At 48.1% G+C, this 19,186-nt stretch carries 18 protein-coding genes; 11 read left to right on the top strand and 7 right to left on the bottom strand.

Going from position 1 to position 19,186, the window contains the following annotated elements; genetic code table 11:
• The first annotated feature begins 54 nt into the window (after positions 1 to 54).
• The 9 genes from OIM59_RS08765 to OIM59_RS08725 all read left to right on the top strand — a co-directional run bounded on the left by OIM59_RS08765 (position 55) and on the right by OIM59_RS08725 (position 8,884).
• On the top strand, positions 55 to 693 hold the full coding sequence (locus tag OIM59_RS08765; RefSeq protein WP_303896210.1) for an XRE family transcriptional regulator: 639 nt from the start codon (positions 55 to 57) through the stop codon (positions 691 to 693).
• A gap of 2 nt (positions 694 to 695) precedes the next feature.
• Entirely contained in the window at positions 696 to 2,165 is a 1,470-nt protein-coding gene (locus OIM59_RS08760) for a type I restriction endonuclease subunit R (protein WP_303896208.1), read from the top strand.
• Between the two features lie 4 nt (positions 2,166 to 2,169).
• Positions 2,170 to 2,583 (top strand): hypothetical protein, encoded by a 414-nt coding sequence (locus OIM59_RS08755; RefSeq protein ID WP_303896206.1) that lies wholly within the window; start codon positions 2,170 to 2,172, stop codon positions 2,581 to 2,583.
• Between the two features lie 241 nt (positions 2,584 to 2,824).
• Complete coding sequence (locus OIM59_RS08750; protein ID WP_303895024.1) at positions 2,825 to 3,193, top strand: hypothetical protein; 369 nt, start codon at positions 2,825 to 2,827, stop codon at positions 3,191 to 3,193.
• A 1-nt stretch (position 3,194) separates the two neighbouring features.
• On the top strand, positions 3,195 to 3,539 hold the full coding sequence (gene tnpB, locus OIM59_RS08745) for an IS66 family insertion sequence element accessory protein TnpB (RefSeq protein ID WP_303895021.1): 345 nt from the start codon (positions 3,195 to 3,197) through the stop codon (positions 3,537 to 3,539).
• An 87-nt stretch (positions 3,540 to 3,626) separates the two neighbouring features.
• Entirely contained in the window at positions 3,627 to 5,384 is a 1,758-nt protein-coding gene (locus tag OIM59_RS08740; RefSeq protein ID WP_303895019.1) for an IS66 family transposase, read from the top strand.
• Between the two features lie 249 nt (positions 5,385 to 5,633).
• Positions 5,634 to 6,629 carry a quinone-dependent dihydroorotate dehydrogenase gene (locus tag OIM59_RS08735; protein WP_303896205.1) on the top strand — a complete coding sequence of 332 codons (996 nt, stop codon included), beginning with the start codon at positions 5,634 to 5,636 and terminating at the stop codon, positions 6,627 to 6,629.
• 29 nt (positions 6,630 to 6,658) lie between these two features.
• Complete coding sequence (locus OIM59_RS08730; protein WP_303896203.1) at positions 6,659 to 7,171, top strand: HD domain-containing protein; 513 nt, start codon at positions 6,659 to 6,661, stop codon at positions 7,169 to 7,171.
• Positions 7,172 to 7,345: 174 nt separating this feature from the next.
• Positions 7,346 to 8,884: a glycoside hydrolase family 28 protein gene (locus OIM59_RS08725; protein ID WP_303896202.1), complete on the top strand. Its 1,539-nt coding sequence runs from the start codon at positions 7,346 to 7,348 to the stop codon at positions 8,882 to 8,884.
• A 110-nt stretch (positions 8,885 to 8,994) separates the two neighbouring features.
• On the opposite strand, the gene OIM59_RS08720 is transcribed toward OIM59_RS08725, so the two are convergent.
• On the bottom strand, positions 8,995 to 10,260 hold the full coding sequence (locus OIM59_RS08720; RefSeq protein WP_288354594.1) for a GTP-binding protein: 1,266 nt from the start codon (positions 10,258 to 10,260) through the stop codon (positions 8,995 to 8,997).
• A gap of 192 nt (positions 10,261 to 10,452) precedes the next feature.
• Here OIM59_RS08720 and ric point away from each other — a divergent pair, with 192 nt between their 5' ends.
• Complete coding sequence (gene ric / locus OIM59_RS08715; RefSeq protein WP_299171783.1) at positions 10,453 to 11,181, top strand: iron-sulfur cluster repair di-iron protein; 729 nt, start codon at positions 10,453 to 10,455, stop codon at positions 11,179 to 11,181.
• A gap of 74 nt (positions 11,182 to 11,255) precedes the next feature.
• On the opposite strand, the gene hydF is transcribed toward ric, so the two are convergent.
• The 6 genes from hydF to OIM59_RS08685 form a co-directional block, all read right to left on the bottom strand.
• The gene (gene hydF / locus OIM59_RS08710) at positions 11,256 to 12,440 is read right to left on the bottom strand and encodes a [FeFe] hydrogenase H-cluster maturation GTPase HydF (protein WP_303896199.1); all 1,185 of its coding nucleotides are present in this window, start codon (positions 12,438 to 12,440) and stop codon (positions 11,256 to 11,258) included.
• A gap of 28 nt (positions 12,441 to 12,468) precedes the next feature.
• Complete coding sequence (gene hydG / locus OIM59_RS08705) at positions 12,469 to 13,887, bottom strand: [FeFe] hydrogenase H-cluster radical SAM maturase HydG (protein ID WP_022354153.1); 1,419 nt, start codon at positions 13,885 to 13,887, stop codon at positions 12,469 to 12,471.
• A 14-nt stretch (positions 13,888 to 13,901) separates the two neighbouring features.
• Positions 13,902 to 14,948, bottom strand: a complete 1,047-nt coding sequence (gene hydE, locus OIM59_RS08700) for a [FeFe] hydrogenase H-cluster radical SAM maturase HydE (RefSeq protein WP_303896197.1) — start codon at positions 14,946 to 14,948, stop codon at positions 13,902 to 13,904.
• A gap of 3 nt (positions 14,949 to 14,951) precedes the next feature.
• Positions 14,952 to 16,427, bottom strand: coding sequence for a 4Fe-4S dicluster domain-containing protein (locus OIM59_RS08695; protein WP_299171773.1), 1,476 nt, complete (start codon positions 16,425 to 16,427; stop codon positions 14,952 to 14,954).
• 67 nt (positions 16,428 to 16,494) lie between these two features.
• The gene (locus OIM59_RS08690; RefSeq protein WP_148327984.1) at positions 16,495 to 17,034 is read right to left on the bottom strand and encodes an FHA domain-containing protein; all 540 of its coding nucleotides are present in this window, start codon (positions 17,032 to 17,034) and stop codon (positions 16,495 to 16,497) included.
• Positions 17,035 to 17,051: 17 nt separating this feature from the next.
• Complete coding sequence (locus OIM59_RS08685) at positions 17,052 to 18,173, bottom strand: SPOR domain-containing protein (RefSeq protein WP_299171768.1); 1,122 nt, start codon at positions 18,171 to 18,173, stop codon at positions 17,052 to 17,054.
• Between the two features lie 116 nt (positions 18,174 to 18,289).
• On the opposite strand from OIM59_RS08685, the gene OIM59_RS08680 reads away from it, so the two are divergent.
• Positions 18,290 to 19,078, top strand: a complete 789-nt coding sequence (locus OIM59_RS08680) for a DUF4738 domain-containing protein (protein ID WP_299171765.1) — start codon at positions 18,290 to 18,292, stop codon at positions 19,076 to 19,078.
• Positions 19,079 to 19,186 lie beyond the last annotated feature (108 nt).

Below are 19,186 nucleotides of genomic sequence, written 5' to 3'. Positions count from 1 at the left end.
AAAATATCAGTGATATTAACTTTATTTTAGTTTTACCGAAATAATATTACTGATATGTACGATTTAAAAGGATTCAGACAAGCATTTGGACTTACCCAAAAGAATATTGCTGATATTCTTGAATGTGGTCAAGCTAATGTTTCAGGTATGGAAAAGTCTATGAGGGATTTAGAACCTGAACAATATAGAAAGTTGTGTGCTCGATTTGATGCTGCCTCTGTTGACAAGTTTAAGGTTTCCGATTTTATCATTGATAATAAGAAAACAGAAACTGAACCTGTAATAAGTTACACTAATGGTGTACCTTACTATAATGTAGATTTCATAGGAGGATTTGATATTGTCCTAAATGACCAGACTGCAAAACCGGAATACTTGATAGACTTCAAGAAGTACAACGAAGCCACATGCTGGTGTAATGTTACCGGACATTCGATGGAACCGGAAATTACTCATGGAGACATTATTGCATTAAAGAAGATAGAAGATAAGTCTTTTCTTCCACTTGGAGAGGTATATGCGATAGTAACGACAAACGGAATGAGAACGATCAAGAGATTAGGGCCATCAAGTGACCCCAAATGTTATACGTTGGTTCCTACGAATAAATCTCCGGAATATGGTATTCAGGAACTTCCTAAGGATATGATAGAACATATCTTCCAGGTTCTTGGTTGTATGAAAAGATTATAGACATGAAATTCAATAAATACCTTTGGAACCTGTACAAGAACTCTTCTGAAGGAAAGTCCGCCATAGCTGCATTTTCAGACAGAAAAGAATGGATGGAAGAGGAGTGCCTGTTCGAGAAGTACAATCCTAAAATCAAGGATTCTTTCAATTCAGAAGTGATTTGTGGAATCCTCGAAGACTTCTGGTGCTACAAGGTATCTGAACATGAAGGAGCAGAATTGAAGTCCTTGGAAGAAGCTGGTAAACTATATGAAGAAATTATATCCACCGGACTTATAATAGAATCAGAGGAAGTCTTAAAGATAGGGGACTTTGACCGGATGCTTGAGCTTATTCCATTCCTGTCAATGGAGTTGAATTATTTGTTTGGAGAATATTTCTTCCCATATATCTACATAGATGAATTCTATCAACTTACAAGGCTTGCGGACTACTTTGAAATAGAACTTCCTCCAGTTCCCAAGAAACCTGATTATAAATCCAGATGTATGTATTACTGGGAATTATGTAAGGTATTCTACCGATTCAGGACGGAGAACGGATTGTCACCTGACGAATTTAGTGCTTTCATGTATGATTATGCTCCGAATGTTCTTGGTACAGAAGAAAAAGGCAAAATGCCCAAACCGTCGGCTGCATGGTTTATTGGTGGATTGATTGAAGGATATGGTACTCATTGGACTACTGGATTCTGGCAGACAAACATGGACACTAAGAGGGGAGATATTCTTGTTCATTATGAGACTTCTCCTGTGAGTGCCATTACTTGCCTGTGGATTGCGCAGACCGATGGTGTGGTAGACCCATTCTTTCACTATTATAGCAATACATATATCGGAGACAGGATAGCTATACCTAAGATTTCATTGAAAGACCTGAAAGCTGATGGATACTTTTCAAACCATCCGCTCGTAAGGAAAAATTTCCAAGGAGTTAACGGGTGGCCGGTTACTGGAAAGGATTATTCTGAACTTCTTCGTATGCTCGCGGCCAAAGGGTTTGATACGTCCGCACTTCCACAAATCTACACACCTTCATTGCCGGAGGGAGTAACTGTGAATAATGAAAGAGATGTTGAAGTGAATTTACTGGAACCTTTGTTGAATAGTATGGGGTGGTATGAGCATAAGGACTACATCCGTCAGTTGCCAATCCATGCAGGGAGAGGGCACCGTATTTTCCCTGATTATGCGCTTCACTATGATAACAAGCCAGAAGAAGAAAAGGCAAAGGTGTTGATTGAGGCAAAATACCACATGAAGAATAATCAGGAAATAGAAGCGGCATTTCTTCAGGCCTTTTCTTATGCCAAGCTGCTTCTGTCTTCTGTAATCATCTTGTGTGACAAGGAATGCATCATGGTTTATGATGACAAGAATGGATTTAGTAGAAGCCGATACAGAAAATATTATTGGGAGGACATGAAGAATCCCGATTTGTATAATGAACTGAAGAACAAACTTAATACTTGATGTTATGAAGAATATATTGTTTTCTTTCTATGTGATACTGTCTTTTTTGCTTGTATCATGTTCGAATAATGACTCCCCCAAATGGACGGAAGAGACCTTAAGTTTGACTCAAGAAAATCTTGAAGATGGTGAAGGTACATATATTAAAAATTTCGATGGAGAAAATTATGTGTATCTGGTTTTCAAGAATGGCGAAATGAAGGTACTTCTTGTAAACGTATATCAACGCGAAAAGGGAACATATTTGTATCAGATAACAGGAAATGCAATTTCTCTTACAAATGAGGAAACAGGAGAAGTTCATCAGATAGGAGCAAAGTTATTAAGACAAGGAGAATCTAAAATTGAAACATATCTTATTTTAGATGGTGACAATCTCCCTGAATACATTCAGTCGGCAACATATACCAAGTTGTGATTATCGAAAAAATGTTCCAATGAGTATCCTTATTTAGCTCAAAATTAATTATAAATAACTGATAACCAGTGATTTCATTAATTCTTTAGATAATCATTCGTAATGAGTAAGTCGCGGGTTCGAGTCCCGCTTTCGGCTCCAATTAAAAACCACTTAATATCAGGTAAGCATACTATTTTCCGCCTTGACGCACATTATTCACAACCCTACCTTTGCGCCGTAACCTTTAACAATAATGATTATGGCAAAAGAGAAAGTAAACTACCAAGAGGTATATGACCTCTACCAGTTATGCAGCGAGACCAAGGATCTTCGGGAGTTCTGTGCGGATTATGGAGTAAATTACGACAAGTTCATGAACTGGCAGCGTCACCAGCTGTGGAGTGAGAAGTTAGGTAAGGCAGTTCAGACTGAACAACCCAAGGTTGCCAAAGTCCAGATAACCGGCAAGCCTTGCAACAGTCCAACCGTGAAGATGGAAGTGAAACAGCCTGAAGGCGAACCGCCAATAAAATGGGTTAAGTTACAACTGACATCCGGCGCAACACTGTTTCTAAGAAATACCACCGTTCTTGACCTGAGTCTGTTGCTTAATAAAATGATAGGATGATATGCTTGGACTGAGTGCTAACCTGAACTATTACCTGTTCAACGGTAATGTGGATTTACGGAAAGGTATCTTCCGTCTGTGTGAGAGTATAAGGGAAGAGATATCACTCGATCCGAGTGATACATCCAATGTATATATGTTCATGTCCCGTAACCGCAAGGTCGTGAAGATACTTCATTACGAACGCGGTTTTTATGTGCTTTATGAGAAACGTCCAGTCATGGGTAGATTCAAGAAACCTGTATTTGATGAGGTCTCCAAATGCTACCGGATACAATGGTCGGATATGGCCTATCTTACGGAAAGCATAGTGGTTGACAAGATGTACGTTAGTCCGAAATATTAATATTAATACACTGATTATCAATAAAATAATATAAAAATAAACGGTAAAAAGTTTGCGTAACTGCCTGATTTTTCGTACCTTTATATCATGATTGATGAAAGAGCATACGAGTTACTTTGCTGCCAGCTGGGTCTGGCAAATGAGGAAAAGGCAGGGCTTCGCAAACAGGTAAACGAACTGATTGCGAGGCTTAAGGCTATTGAAGAATCAAACAAAGAGAACTCCAAGGCTCTGGTTGATACAATCAATGAGTTGTCCGCAACAGTCGAAAACTATCGAAAAGAAATGGAACTTATGAGAAAGCAGCTTGAGGCAAAAGACGAGGTGAACATGATGCTGGCAAATGAGGTTTCCAATCTCAGGCTTCAGCTTGAGGACAGCAGGAAACATCGTTTCGGCCGTACCTCCGAACAAAGAAGGCTGCTGAACAACCGTAACATTGACAAGTCGGCAATGGAGAAGTCCGAGTATGACGGCTCTGATAAGAAAGATGATAATAATAAGGCAGATGGTAACGGTACTGGCAGCAATACCTCTTCCGGTAACGTACCTGCACAGAACTGCAGGCCTTCAAGGAAAAAGGAAACAGCTCCCCGTGCAGAAAAGACCAGGCTGAAGGTGGATAAGGTAGTTGTTCATGAAATAGAAGATTATTACCAACTCCCGGATGGTGCAAGGCTTATGAACCGTAACGGAATGGCTGATGTGTGGGAATACAGGGTCATAGAACATGTAAGGGCTCATAATGTGGAGCATGTGTACAAGGTGGCGAGGGTAAAGCTTGCCGACGGCACTTTCACAAGCACGATGGAGCATCCGCTGAAAAACCTTGGAGGAATCTTCTCTCCTGAACTGCTTGTCCGCCTGCTTTGTCTGAAATATGACTTCAGCATGCCTGAAAATAGACAGATAAGGCTGCTTGCAAGAGAAGGTATCCATATAAGCAACACCACGCTGAACAGCTATATCCATAACGGAATCGCCAAACTAAAGGAATTTATCGGAGATGCATTCAAGGAGTTTGTACAGAGGGCAAAATACCTTATGGTTGATGAGACTACCGAACTCGTTGGAGTTGAAACACCGGAAGGTAAGGCTTACAGGAGAAAGTACTTATGGGCTTTCTTTGCAAAGCATATAAAGATGGTCTATTATCACTATAACAACGGCAGCAGGTCTTCCGATACGGCAAAGTCGTTCCTGGAATATTTTATGGGAACCATATCCACTGACGGATATACGGTTTACAGGATGTTTGACGGAGAAGCCTCAAAGGTGCTTCACATAGGATGCTGGACGCACTGCAGGAGGTTGTGGGTTGATGCCTTGCCTTCAGACAGGACGGCGATGGACATAATAAATCCTATCGGTGATATGTTCAGAAATGAAGACCTGTTCCGTATGATGAAACTCAGCGGCGAGCAGATTAAGGAAAAAAGACTTAAGCTTACGGGACCGATTCTTGAGCGTATCCATCATAAGGTGGTCATGATGATGCAGGATACCAAAATCATGGCAAACGAACTGATGAGAAAGGCCGTGAACTATACGTTAAACCAGTGGAAGTCCTTGAGAAATATCCTCAAGGACGGTTCAGCGGAAATATCCAACAATCTCTGTGAGCAAAGAATGAAACCTGTAAAGCTGCTGCTCAAGAACTGTATGAATATAGGAAGTGAGGCAGCCGCAGAAAACTCGGCATTCATCTTCTCTCTGATAGAAAGCTGCAAACTTAATGACATAGATCCTCAGGATTACCTGAAGCACTTGTTTGAATGTATTCTTCATGGTAATAACTGCGACAGGAAGGCTCTTCTGCCATGTTTTTATAAACCGGAATGTTAAAACAAAAATATTTTCTTACGGACTTTTTTATTTTATCGGCTGAAAAACAGCCGATAAAATTGTCGTGGCGGAAAATAGAATGGTTACTAATATCAGCGTATTAAGTGGTTTTTTTATTTCCTAGAGAGGCACTCGGAATGGGGCTCAACGTAAAAGCGCAGTTCTCGGTAATAGGGGATAACTTTTTTTTATGATGAAATTTCAGGGAGATGTCGTACTTTTGTGTCACGAAACTAAAAAATTACGATTATGTACCAATCTATTCTTCGTCCCTGGTTGTTCCGTATCGATGCGGAGAAGATTCACAACCAGATTATTTCTTTGCTCCATGTGTATCGTCATCTTCCGTTGGTAAAAGGAATGCTACGTGCTTATTATTGTCCAAAGGCGGCTCCGTTCCAATGGCGGAATCTGACCTTCTGCAACCGGGTGGGTTTGTCTGCCGGGTTTGACAAGGAAGCAAGTTGCTTCGACGAACTGAGTGATTTGGGCTTCGGATTTCTGGAAGTAGGAACGGTGACCCCGGAAAAGGTGGCAGGAAATCCTTCCCCGCGCATTTTCCGTTTGCCGGGAGACCATGCGTTGGTATCGCGTACAGGTTTCAATAATCCTGGCAAAGAGGTCTTTCTGAAAAACCTGCAACGGAAACGGGAAGGAAAATACATTTTAGGAGTTAATATCAATACCAATACGCCAGCCGACGGGGAACGGGCCGCAGCGGATATTACAAGTTTGTATGAGGCGTTCAGCTGGTATGCAGATTACTATACGGTTAACTGGGGCAGCATGACACCTGAGATTCTGGCAGGGGTATTGACGGCCCTTGAATCCTATAAGCAGCGTTTGGAAAAACCGGTATTTCTGAAACTTCCGGCCGATGTGCCTTTGGAGAAATTGGAGGGTATTATTACCTTTGCAAAGACACATCATCTGGATGGGTTTATTGCTACAGGACCGACTCAAGACCGTTCGCTGTTGATTCATTCCAGTCAGTCGGAAGTGACGGAGGTTGGTGCGGGAGGTATCAGCGGACTTCCGGTCATTCATAAGTCGGTGGAGGTAATGAAATATCTGTCGGCTCATGCTCCCAAAGAGATGTTGTTAATCGGTGCTGGAGGAGTGATGACACCGCTGGAGGCCGATGCCATGCGGAATGCAGGCGCTCATCTGGTGCAAATATATTCCGCATTCATTTATGAAGGTCCCGGCGTTGTTAAGCACATAGCCGAGGCATGCGATGAATAAAAGAGGATTTAGAGCTACAAAATATGGAAATGAACGAGAAAAAAGCAGCCGACTGGCAGTTGCATGAATTGTCAGACCGGATGGTGACTTACAATGCAGGTGACCCGAAACGGATACAGCACCTCATCAAGGTGCATTATTTTGCCCGGATGATTGGCTTGTCGGAAGGATTGGACGCGGCTACGCAGCTGATTCTGGAAGCGACCGCGATTGTACACGACATTGGCATTCGGATTTCCGAGAAGAAATATGGAGTGTGTGACGGGAAACATCAGGAACAGGAAGGTTCGGCGGAGGCTCGGAAACTGCTGACCAAGATGGGCACATTCTCTGAAGCGCAGATTGAACGGATATGTTGGCTGGTGGGGCATCACCACACGTACGACTGTATAGAGGGAATGGACTATCAGATTTTGGTGGAAGCCGATTTTCTGGTCAATATTTATGAAGACAACCTGCCGGTAGAAGCTGTCCGGAAGGTACGCGAAAAAATCTTCAAGACAAAGACAGGCCTGTCATTGCTCGACAGAATGTATCTGTAAGCAAGACGGAAGCCGTTGGATGGCGTCTTTTTGAGGCGGTAAAGTGTCTCAAAAAGACGCTTTTTTTGTAGGGTCAGGTGAAAAATTCTGGCAGATACCGTCATTTTGTGGACGGATGATAGGGTGGTTGTCTGATGAAATGTGTATTTTTACCCGTGAATAGACAGATATACCATGAAAAAACAAACCTTATTTCTTTTTTTATGTGGCCTGTGTTTGTGGATGAATACGGCCACGGCGATTGAATATAATGTGCTTCGGCACGGAGTGGTGGGTGATGGAAAAACACTGAATACGGATAGCCTGCAAGCGGCTATCGATAATTTGCATGCATCGGGAGGCGGTCAGTTGTATTTTCCTGCCGGACGGTATCTCACCGGCAGTTTGCAGTTGAAATCGAATGTGGTGCTTTATTTGGAGAAGGAGGCGGTGCTGCTGGGAAGTACGAGCCCGTATGATTATCCGGGTTTCAGCACGGAGAAGGAACTGAAGGTGAACGATGACCATTTTGACCAGGCATTGATTTATGCCGAGGGGGCGGAACATATCGGTATCCGGGGTAACGGTTGTATTGACGGACAGGGTCGGGAACTGGCCTTGACGATTGACAGTCTGCATCATACGGGAGAGCTGGTGGATAAGCATTATAATACATACCGTAAGCGGCCGAATACGCGTCCGAAGCTCCTTTTCATCCGTGGGTGTCGCAATGTGGAGATTCGCAATGCCCGTTTCCGGAGCAGCGCCGCGTGGGGATTGTCGTTTTCATTGTGCTCCGACCTGACGTTGGACAGTCTGCATGTCGAAAACCGGGCTTACTGGAACAACGATGGGATTGACATCAGCGATTGTAAGAAGGTACGCATCTCGAACTGTTACATCAATTCAGCCGACGATGGCATTTGCCTGAAATCGCACAACCGAGGGGCCTGGAACGACGGGGTTTCTATTTCCAACTGTCACATCATCAGCAGTGCCAGTGCCATCAAGTTTGGTACGGAGTCACTTGGCGGATTCAAGCACGTGAAGATTGACAGTATCTGGGTAAAGGATACTTACCGTTCGGCTATTGCCATTGAGTCGGTCGATGGAGCGGAGATTGAGCATGTGCAGGTCTCCAATGTACATGCGGTGAACACGGGCAATGCGATTTTTATCCGTCTGGGGCATCGTTCGGGAGACCAGCCGGGTTACTTGCGTCATGTGTCCATCAAGAATGTGTATGTGGAAGTGCCTTTTGGCCGTCCGGACCTTAATTATGACTTGCGGGGACCTTCGGTGACGTTCTTCCATAACCCGTTCCCCAGTTCCATTTCAGGCATACCGGGGCATGACATTGAAGATGTGACCTTGGAGAACATCGAGATTGTGTATCCGGGCCGCGCTACGCGGGGGATGGCTTACATGCCGGTGAGCCGGTTGAAGGATGTGCCTGAAAATGAAAAGGGATATCCGGAGTTTACCATGTTTGAGGAACTTCCTTCGTGGGGATTTTATGTGCGTCATGTGAAAGGAATTCAGCTGCGTCACATCAAACTGCGTTTGCAGGAAGATGATTTCCGTCCGGCTTTTGTGTTCGACCGTGTAAGCGGTATTCGTCTGACAGGGATTGACCTGCCGGAGGACAAGCAGGCAGGACAGGTAGTCTTGCGGAAATGCACATTACAGGAAGTGGATGCCACCGCAAAGAACCAGTTGCAGGAGGTAGATTGAGTAGAGGCCGGAAAGGTCAATAATATATAAGGTGAAAAAACAAGTATGCCTTCCTGAAGCGCTTAACCGGCGGATTCAGGAAGGCATATTTTTATTCAGTTCGTTTCAAGTTATTCCAGACAAGCATCCAAGTCTTTAATCAGCTGTTCCTTGTCGAGGTGCTGGCCGATGAAGACAATCTTCTGCATGCGGTCACCGTAGCGTTCGTCCCAGTCTCTCACCAGTCCAGGTTCGCGTTTCATCATTTCAATAAGCTCGTCTTCGGGCATGGTGGCATACCAGAGTCCGGCTTCCGTAATCTGTTTCTGGCGTCCGGCCTGTTCGAAGAGGTACGACATGTCACGGTTGTGGGCAAAGTAGCATACCCCTTTGGCACGAATCACGTTGCGCGGCCATTTGGTTGCCAGGAAACGGTCGAACTTATGGATATCGAAGGCCGGACGGCGGTAGTACACGAAACTGCTGATACCGTATTCTTCCGTTTCGCCTTCGTCATGGTGGTGTTCGTGGTCGTGATGATGGTGTCCATGCTCGTGGTCATGTTCATGCGCTTCGTGCTCGTGGTCATGCCCGTGTTCTTCATGATCATGGTCATGGGGATGTCCTTCGTGAGCATGGGCTTCGGCCTCTTCTTCCTCGGTCACCGGACGTTCTATTTCGTGAATCCAGGCTGCAGAAGTCGCTACCTTTTCGTAGTCGAAACGGTGGGTACCGACAATCTTGTCCAAATCTACCTTTGCGTAATCACATTCGATGATTTCCGCACGGGGCTGGATGTTACGGATGATACTTCGGATGCGGGCCAGTTCTTCCGGGCTGACTTCAGAAGCTTTGTTCAGCAGGATAGTAGAACAGAACTCTATCTGCTGAATCAGCAGGTTGGCAATGTCTTCTTCTTCCAAATCCTTGCGGGTCAGTTCCTTTCCACAGTCAAATTCGCTTTGCAGACGAAGGGCATCGACCACCGTCACGATGTTGTCGAGGCGGCAGGTTCCGTATTTGGTATAGGCTCCACCCAGTTGTGGAATGGAACAGATGGTACGGGCGATAGGCTCCGGTTCACATACCCCGCTGGCTTCGATGACGATATAGTCGAAACGCTGCATTTTCATCAGTTCGAAAATCTGTTCGATGAGGTCGGTGCGGAGCGTACAGCAGATGCAACCGTTCTGCAGGGCCACGAGGCTGTCTTCCTTTTGGCCTACGATACCGCCTTTCTGAATCAGTTCCGCATCGATATTGACTTCACCGATGTCGTTCACGATGACGGCAAACTTGATTCCTTCACGGTTGCTCAGCAAATAATTCAATAAAGTGGTTTTCCCGCTTCCCAGATAACCGGTGAGCAGGAGTATAGGCATGTCTTTTGTTTTCATCTTATTGTTCTGTTTTTTTACGTGTCTGCAAAGTTAGTGTTTTTCTGCATATAGTGTCACTTCTTTTCGGCAGAACACGGGTTTAACTTTTGTTATAGGTTGGTGTCACATAGGTGACAAAGTTTCTGGAGGGGAGGCCTTATCTTTGCACTCGTAATCAATAAAATGGAAATCAATAAAAAAGAAAAGAATATGGAAACGAAAGAATGGAAATATACGAGTGTGGGACAAATTGTAGCCGATGACTTTGCAGCAGCTAGAGTGTTTAAGAAATATGGCATCGACTTCTGCTGTCATGGCGAGGTGACGCTGGAAAAGGCTTGTGCCGATTTGGGCTTGTCGGTGGAAGAAGTAGAGCAGGCATTGACGCGTCAGGAAGAGGCTGGGAACGGACAGATTCCGTTTGCTTCATGGCCGTTGGACTTGCTTATGGATTATATTCTGAAGATACACCACCGTGGTATCCGTGCGAATGGACCGGAGTTGTTGGCATTGCTTGAAAAGGTGGAGCGTGTGCATGGGGAAGCACATCCGGAGCTGCACGAACTGAAGGCGTTGGTGAGTGAGTCGCTGGAAGATTTGGAGATGCACTTGCAGAAAGAGGAGAATGTGTTGTTCCCGTATCTCTATGAGCTGTATGCGGCGAAGGAACAGGGGCAGCGTATGGCACCGATGCACTGTGGTACGATTTCCAATCCTATCCGGGTGATGAAGATGGAGCACGAAGGAGAGGGAAACCGCTACTTGCACATCATTCAGCTGACGAATCATTTCGCGGTGCCTCAGGATGGCTGTGGCAGCTACCGTCTGCTGATGCAGGAACTGGAGGCGTTTGTGGATGCCTTGTTCGAGCATATTCACCTGGAAAACAATCTGCTTTTCCCGCGCTTTGAGGAAATAGAACGAGTAACGGTGTATTAATTTAGTAGTATGAATGAAAAGGAGTGCTGCCTACCTGGAGGTAAGTGGCACTCCTTTTTGTATAGAGGGGTGAATCAGTAATCTATCTTATCCAGAATCCCCGCCAGGTAGGCAATGGTCACTCCGTAGTTGGTCATGGGAATCTGCTGGGTGCGGGCCCGGTCGATGCGGTTCAGCACATACTTACGGTTAAACATGCAGGCCCCGCAATGAATAATCAGGTCGTACGGGGTCAGGTCTTCCGGGAAGTCCGTGCCCGATACGATGTCGATTTGCAGGTTTTCACCGATGCGCTTGCGGAGCATGTTCGGAATTTTCACCCGCCCGATGTCTTCTGCCAGTGGGGCATGTGTACATGCTTCGGCAATCAGTACCCGTGATTCCGGGGTCAGCCGGGCAATGGCATTGGCTCCTTCCAGGTAGTAATCGATGTCGCCTTTGTATTGGGCAAAGAGGACGGAGAAGGAGGTGAGTCGGCTCTCGGCCGGTTTCTTGTCATATACCGTGCGGAACACCTGTGAGTCGGTGATAATCAGCTTCGGCGGACGGGCCAGGGCAGCCAGCATGGCATCAATCTTGTCGGTGGTACAGCTCATCACCAGGCATTTGCGGTCCAGCAGTTCCCGGATGGTTTGTACCTGCGGCAGGATGAGGCGGCCTTTGGGGGCCTGGATGTCCTGCGGCATGACCAGCATGACGGTGTCGTTTTCTTCCACCAGCCGGCCTACGATGCCTTGTGCCATGGTTTCATCCGGCAACTTGTGCCGGAGGCTGCGCAGAATGTCGTCCAGCCCTTGTCCGGTGAGGGTGCTCACCAATAAGGGTACTTGTCCGCATTGTTTTTCAATGCGGCGCATGGTCTGTTCGGCATCGGCCAATTGGTCACACTTGTTCAATATCCAGATGATGGGTACATTCTTTTCCTTCAGCAGGTGCTGCCAGTGCAGCTCTTCGTCCAAATGGTCGTCGGTGCAGACCATCAGGGCGATGTCTGTCTTTTCCAGCGCACGCTGTGTCTGGCGGATGCGAAGTTCGCCCAGTTCGCCTTCATCGTCGAATCCGGCCGTATCAATGAACACGCAAGGACCGAGGCCATGGATTTCCATGGCCTTGAAAACCGGGTCAGTGGTCGTGCCGGGGATTTCCGACACGAGGGCCGTGTCCTGGTGCGTCAGGGCATTGATCAGCGACGACTTTCCGGCGTTGCGTTTGCCAAACAGACCGATGTGCAGTCGGTTGGCACGGGGAGTATCGTTCATACGTTTAATCAGTCTTTAAGTCCTACATTTAGAAACGGAAGTCGCGTTTCCCTTCGGCAATTCGTTCTAGATTTTCCAACGCTCTTTTGCGGATGGCGGGATTGGGAATCTCTTCCATCTGCTTGCGGATCATGTCTTCTGCCAGACGGCGTGTCTCCGGTGAGGCATAGTCATAAAGATACTCCTGAAGTGTCATCAGGGCATTGGGGGCACAGCAGTTGGCAATCTGTCCGGTCTTGACCAGCGACATGAAACGGTCGCCCGTACGTCCTTCGCGGTAGCAAGCCGTACAGAAGCTGGGAATGTAGCCCAGTTTCAGCAGCCAGGCCACGATTTCATCCAGGCTGCGGTGGTCGCTCACGTCGAACTGGGCCGAGTTCTCTTCCGGCAGTTCTTCGGTGGCATAGCCTCCCACGCTGGTACGGGAACCACCGCTGATTTGTGATACGCCGAGGGCCAGCACTTTTTCGCGGGAACGCTGTGATTCACGGGTGGAGATAATCATGCCGGTGTAAGGTACGCTGATACGGATAACGGCCACAATCTTCTGGAATATTTCGTCGGAGATGGCGTTCTCGAAGGTAGAAGCATCGATGTCGTCGGCCGAGCAGATACGCGGCACACTGATGGTGTGCGGGCCTACGCCGTAGGTCGCTTCCAGGTGTTCGGCATGCATCAGCAGTCCCACAAAATCGTAGCGGTAAGTGTTCAGGCCGAACAGTACGCCGATGCCCACGTCGTCAATGCCTCCTTGCATGGCGCGGTCCATGGCTTCCGTGTGGTAAGCATAGTTGCTCTTCGGACCTCTGGGATGCAGTTTCTCGTAGTTCTCTTTGTGGTAGGTTTCCTGAAACAGGATATAGGTACCGATGCCGGCCTCTTTCAGGCGGCGGTAGTTTTCTACCGTAGTGGCGGCAATGTTCACGTTCACCCGTCGGATGGCTCCGTTCTTGTGCTTGATGCTATAGATGGTCTGGATGGACTCCAGAATGTACTCAAGTGGATTGTGGATAGGGTCTTCGCCGGCTTCCAGTGCCAGACGTTTGTGTCCCATGTCCTGCAGGGCGATGACCTCGCGGCGGATGTCCTCCTGTGTCAGTTTCTTGCGGGCGATGGTCTTGTTCTTCGCGTGGTAGGGACAATAGGTACAGCTGTTCACGCAATAGTTCGACAAGTACAGCGGGGCGAACATCACGATGCGGTTGCCATAGAATTTCTGCTTGATTTCGCGGGCCAGACGGTAGATTTCTTCCACCAGTTCCGGGTCGTTGCACTCCAAGAGTACGGCAGCTTCGCGATGGGAGAGTCCCTTGCACAGGCGGGCCTTTTCAATGATGGAACGTATCAGTTCCTTGTCCTGGCTCTTGCTTTGGGCATATTCCAGGGTATCCAGAATTTCTTCGTGGCAGATAAATTCCTCTGCCTTTTGAGAATCAATCTTGTACATAGTTGCAATGTAAGTTATAATGTCTTGCCGGGATAGTCTCCGCGGCTTTTATCTATTTCATATCCGATAGCTGCCAGCCGTTGTGCCAGCAGACGCAATCCTTCGGCGGCTTCCGAACCCATGGAGGCTTTGTGGTCGTATAAGGCATATTTCTTCCGTTGTTCCACCGGCGAAAGGTTGGGCATCACCACGTTACCGCCTGCCAGTATACCTTTCTCCCGTCCGTCGGGCGTGAGGCTGGCCAGTGCGGTGGTCGAGGGAATCAGTGCCTTCGGGTGCATCAGCCGGAAAATGGAGAGCAACGTCAGGGTCTGCGTCAGACTTCCGGGCGGACAGGAAGCAAAGGGAGTGTCGTGATGCGGCAGGAAAGGTCCGATGCCAATCATCTGAGGGCGGAACTGCTCAATGAAGAGAATGTCTTCCACCAGGTTATCGACGGTTTGTCCCGGACTTCCCACCATGATGCCGGTACCCGTCTGGAATCCGATGCGTTTCAGGTCGTCCAGACACCGCAAGCGGTTGGACAGTGACATGCTGTCGGGGTGCAGCCGGCGGTAATGGGTTTCGTTGTGCGTCTCGTGACGCAGCAGGTAGCGGTTGGCTCCCGCCTGAAAAAAACGTTCGTAGGAAACAGTGGGGCGTTCACCGAGGGAAAGGGTGATGGCCACATCGGGAAAGGCGGTGCGGATGGCGGTCACTACTGAGGTGACCCTTTCATCGGTCATATAGTTGTCTTCGCCTCCTTGCAGCACAAACGTACGGAATCCCAGTTCGTATCCGTGGCGGCAGCAGGCCAGAATGGTTTCCTCATCCAGGCGGTAGCGTTCCAGGTGGCGGTTGCTTCTCCGGATGCCGCAATACAGACAGTCGTTGTGGCAGCAATTGCCCACTTCGATGAGGCCGCGGATATAGATTTTGTTGCCGAAATGGCTTTGAGCCACCGTGCGTGCCTTTTGCATGAGAAAGTCGAGGTCTTCCCCCCGGCACTCCAGCAGAAGGGTACGCAATTCACCGGGAGCCAGTGTCTGCTCCCGGTAAAGGCGTTCTATCAATTCTTTCATGGATTATTCCTGATTGCTGTTTTCGTACTTGAGGGTACGTTTCAGCAAATCCTGGTTCAACTGGCGTTTTCCGGCCACCGGGTCGTTGTGTGCGCTCGGACCGGTCACGCATCCGCCTTCGCAGGCCATCATTTCAATGAACTGGGCGTCTACCTTACCCGTCTTGGCGTATGCACGGAGCACACCGATGTTCTTCTTCGTGAAGTCGGAGAACTGCATAATCTTGATGCCGTTGGCTTTCGGGCCCAAGTAAGCTTTCACTGCTCCGGCCACACCGCCAGCCTGTGCGAATCCGTGTGCCTCGCAGACCGATTCGTAGGCCACCTTATACGGATTGGCCTTTTCCAGTTCGATGCCCAGTCCGCGGAACATCGGGTGAAGTTCTTCGAAGGTCAGCACGTAGTCCACACATTCGTCGCGCTGTGCCTCTTTCCGTTTGGCGATACACGGGCCGATGAAGACCACCTTGGCATTCGGGTATTTCTGTTTGGCGATGCGAGCTGCGTAATACATCGGAGAGCCGGTGCTCGATACGTAAGGCTTCATGGCCGGAATGTGCTTGTTGACCAGCTCGATATACGACGGACAGCAGGAAGTAGTCATGAATTTCTGTCCTTCTTCCAGTTTCTCCAGCAGTTCGTGTGCCTCGTTGCTGGTGGTATGCATGGCACCTTCGGCCACTTCAATCACATCGGCAAAACCGATTTCTTTCAATGCCCCGTATACTTGGTCGATGGTGGCATTGAACTGTCCCAATACCGATGGAGCTGGGATGGCAATCACCTGTTCCCCCTTGCGGATGGCTTCCAGTACGTCGAACACTTGGGAAATTTCGAAAATGGCACCAAACGGGCAGGCATTCAGACACTTGCCACAGTAGATACATTTGCTTTCGTCGATGTGTTCGATGTAGTGTTCGTCCTTGCTGATGGCTTTTACAGGACAAGCTTCCTCACACGGCACCGGGATGTACACGATGGCGTGGTACGGACAGCTCTTGTGGCAGATACCGCAGCTGATGCACTTGTCGTGGTCAATACGTGCCTGACCGGTTTTCTTGTCGAAATGCACGGCACCTTTCGGACAGTTCATGTAGCAGCTTCTGGCCACACAACCCCGGCAAAGGTTACTTACTTCGTAGTTCACCTGCACGCAGGAAGAACAAGCCTCGTCGATGACACAGAGGATGTTTTCCTTGATTCGTTCCTTGCGGTCCAGTGTCTTGCGGGCATATTCAGAAAGGGGAGTCAGCTCGTCCGTTTCGTCGGTCATATCCCAACCCAGCAGCGGGAGCAGCTTATATTTGGTAACGGCACGTTCCTTGTGGATACAGCAGCGTCCCACCGGCTGTGAACGGCGCGGACTGAGTTCCAGAGGAATACGGTCGATTTTCTCTACTAATTGATTTTCTTTCCATAAAGCAACCAGGTTTTCCAGCAGTTTGTGCCGGACAATCATTACGTTGTTTGTAAAAGCCATAATTGAGTAAAAGGTTTGTTAGTGTTATAGTTATCCTAAATTGTATATACGAAGATAAGTGCGGCGGTTATTCTTCCGTTTGTCCTTCTGCCGCTCTCAGAATCAGGGTTGTGGCACCGAGGGTGATGACGGCTCCGTCTTCAATGCGGACGCGCTCTTTCGGGCCCAGTATTTCGTTCATCAGAAAAGTGCCCGTGATGCTGTCGTTGTCACGGAGCGTATAAATGATTTTTCCTTGTTTGTCTTTTTTGACGTTGATGTAGCAATGCCGGCGGTCCAGGCTCGGGTCGTTGCTCTCGATGGGAATGTCGATGTCGTTTCCCTTGCACCGGCGTCCGATGAGGTTGTCGCCTTCATGCAGCGGCAGCACCTGTTTGTAGGCAAACACGTTCTCTACGGCCAGTACATTGCCGAAGTCCTGCACGCCTTCCTTTTCGTCCACCACCTCAGCCTTGCGGTTGGCCGCGTTCAGTTTGGACTTGCCGATACGGATGCTGAACTGTTTCTTGCAGTTGTCACAAATAAAGACGAGTGACTGTCCTTCTTTATATTTTGTTTCATCAAACTGGATGAAATTGTCACATTTGGGGCATCTTACTCTTTTCATCTGTCTTTAAAGCGTATTTATTTTGAAGTGAAAACCCAAGCATTCTTGAATCCTTCCTGATTGCGCAGTTCCTGTACCTTTTTATAGGCTTCTCCCGAACTGGCATAGCCATCCAGTGCGATGCGGAAACGTCCGTCAGACTCCAGCACTTTGCAGTTCTTGTAACCTTTTTGCTGCAGCTTTTTCAGCTCTTTCTGGGCATCACTGTCCGTGGTCAGGCTGGCCACGATGATATAAGCCTTCTTTTTGCTTGTAGCGGTGGAAGGTGCCGGTGCGGGAGCAGCCGCCGGTTTGGCTGCCGGTACTTTTTTGACAGCCGGTTGGGTTTCTTTCTTGACAGCCGGAACGGCTGCAATCTTTTCCGTCTTGACTGCTACGGGTTTGAGCGTATTGACATTGTTGCGTACGCGTTTCTTCTTTTGCTGTTTTTGGGCAGTCTTTTGAGAGGTAGACTGCGGGGCTGTAGTCTGTATGCTGGTGGCTACCGACTGGTTACGGATGGCATCGAACATACTGAACGAGCCGAGGGATGCATAGTTCGCATCGTCCATGTAGGTGTTTTCTACGGGTACGGACAGGATGAAGAACAGGCATACGGCGGCAGCGATGGCCACTGCGTTGCGCGTGAAATGCCGCAGGGAGAAATGTCGCTTTTTGTCCGTGGCAGGACGGCTCACCTCCGGAAGTTTGTATTCCTTCGGTTCGTCTGCGGGAAGCGCTTTCAACAATGGGAGCGTAAAACTTTCCAGTCCATACAGTCCCGGTGTAAAGAAAGACGGGGAAGCCGGCTCGAAGGCATAGCCTCCATTCATATTATAATAAATCGTACCTACATGGTCGAGGGTAACCTGTCCCTGCTGGTACAACTGGTCTTTCATTTCAGTGACTACCTTTTCAATCCGGCGGGTCGCATCGGGGAAGTCGGTGTTATAGGCCTGCATGTACGACTGGACCAGAAGTCCGTCGTTCATCACCAGCTGCGGATTGAATCCAATGGTGCGGAGGGGCGGCTGGAATTCTCCTGTTTGTGTGGAGATGGCCGCTTGCCGTCTGTGGGCGATGAATCCTCCCAAGCCGGGAACGATAACGCAATCGTTTTCCAGCAGTAATACTTCTATGTGTTTTGCCAATTCAATCATATTGCAAAAATAATACATTTTTCTTTTACGTGGGACATCTTTCAGGGGGCATTTTTCGGTTGGCATTTAATTTTGTTGTATTTTTGCTGCCGGTAAATGTAGAAATCGATTGACGCATGAAAAAAACAGGCTTGATAATGCTTCTGGGGGGTATAGGATGTCTGGCAGGATGTATGTCTCCCCAGCAGAAAGAAGCGGAAAAGCAGGAAGAAGACCGGGAGGCCATGCAGCAGTTGCAAGGCATCTGGCTGGACGACAACACCGAGGCTCCTTTATTCAAAATTCAGGGGGACAGCATTTATTATGCCAGCCAGATTAATGCACCCATGCCTTTCAGCGTGCGTCATGACACGATGACCATCCACAGTGCCCGTCCTATCTATTATTTCATTGAGGAACGGAAGGCGTACAGCTTGCGTTATCGTACCTCGATGGGAGAGGTGGTCAGCCTGCATAAGGCCGAGTCGGACACGCTGTCGTTCGGGACGGTGGTTCCCGTGCGTGAAACGGAAAGCGAAGTGTTCGAGAAAGATTCCGTCATCCTGTATGGGGGAGATCGCTACAGAGGATATGCCTACATCAATCCAACCAAGAAACGGGTGACACTGGTCAGCATCAATGAGGAAGGTCTTCCGGTGGAGAATGTCTACTACGACAACATCATTCATATCTGCGTATATAAAGGAAAGGAACGTTTGTTCTCCAAAGACATCAATAAGGAAATGTTTGCCCGTGTGGTGCCGGCCGATTTCTTGCACACTGCCATTCTGAGCGACATGGATTTTGTGAAGGTCGACGAAAACGGTTACCGCTATGTGGCCACGCTTTGTATTCCCGATGGGGCTTCGTGCTACAATGTGCGGCTGGATGTGAGCAAAGAAGGCAACATCGTCTTTTCCCGCTGAGTGGTGGAATCCGATGGAAGTGACTTTTTATAATCATAGACAAATCCTCCTGTGTGAGTCCTTTTTCAGGTAACTTCACACAGGAGGATTTGTATGTGTGGGCTTTGT

It is taken from the genome of Bacteroides mediterraneensis (genome assembly GCF_025993685.1).
GTDB lineage: Bacteria > Bacteroidota > Bacteroidia > Bacteroidales > Bacteroidaceae > Phocaeicola > Phocaeicola mediterraneensis_A.
Note: the sequence above shows the minus strand (reverse complement) of the source record. Positions and strands in the feature narration are given on the sequence as shown.

Coding starts and splice junctions, on each gene's coding strand:
- OIM59_RS08740 (WP_303895019.1), top strand. CDS start 3,627: ATGATTGATGAAAGAGCATACGAGTTACTTTGCTGCCAGCTGGGTCTG.
- OIM59_RS08735 (WP_303896205.1), top strand. CDS start 5,634: ATGTACCAATCTATTCTTCGTCCCTGGTTGTTCCGTATCGATGCGGAG.
- OIM59_RS08765 (WP_303896210.1), top strand. CDS start 55: ATGTACGATTTAAAAGGATTCAGACAAGCATTTGGACTTACCCAAAAG.
- OIM59_RS08685 (WP_299171768.1), bottom strand. CDS start 18,173: ATGATTGAATTGGCAAAACACATAGAAGTATTACTGCTGGAAAACGAT.
- OIM59_RS08755 (WP_303896206.1), top strand. CDS start 2,170: ATGAAGAATATATTGTTTTCTTTCTATGTGATACTGTCTTTTTTGCTT.
- OIM59_RS08725 (WP_303896202.1), top strand. CDS start 7,346: ATGAAAAAACAAACCTTATTTCTTTTTTTATGTGGCCTGTGTTTGTGG.
- OIM59_RS08760 (WP_303896208.1), top strand. CDS start 696: ATGAAATTCAATAAATACCTTTGGAACCTGTACAAGAACTCTTCTGAA.
- OIM59_RS08750 (WP_303895024.1), top strand. CDS start 2,825: ATGGCAAAAGAGAAAGTAAACTACCAAGAGGTATATGACCTCTACCAG.
- hydG (WP_022354153.1), bottom strand. CDS start 13,887: ATGTACAAGATTGATTCTCAAAAGGCAGAGGAATTTATCTGCCACGAA.
- tnpB (WP_303895021.1), top strand. CDS start 3,195: ATGCTTGGACTGAGTGCTAACCTGAACTATTACCTGTTCAACGGTAAT.
- OIM59_RS08680 (WP_299171765.1), top strand. CDS start 18,290: ATGAAAAAAACAGGCTTGATAATGCTTCTGGGGGGTATAGGATGTCTG.
- hydF (WP_303896199.1), bottom strand. CDS start 12,440: ATGAACGATACTCCCCGTGCCAACCGACTGCACATCGGTCTGTTTGGC.
- OIM59_RS08730 (WP_303896203.1), top strand. CDS start 6,659: ATGAACGAGAAAAAAGCAGCCGACTGGCAGTTGCATGAATTGTCAGAC.
- OIM59_RS08690 (WP_148327984.1), bottom strand. CDS start 17,034: ATGAAAAGAGTAAGATGCCCCAAATGTGACAATTTCATCCAGTTTGAT.
- ric (WP_299171783.1), top strand. CDS start 10,453: ATGGAAACGAAAGAATGGAAATATACGAGTGTGGGACAAATTGTAGCC.
- OIM59_RS08695 (WP_299171773.1), bottom strand. CDS start 16,427: ATGGCTTTTACAAACAACGTAATGATTGTCCGGCACAAACTGCTGGAA.
- hydE (WP_303896197.1), bottom strand. CDS start 14,948: ATGAAAGAATTGATAGAACGCCTTTACCGGGAGCAGACACTGGCTCCC.
- OIM59_RS08720 (WP_288354594.1), bottom strand. CDS start 10,260: ATGAAAACAAAAGACATGCCTATACTCCTGCTCACCGGTTATCTGGGA.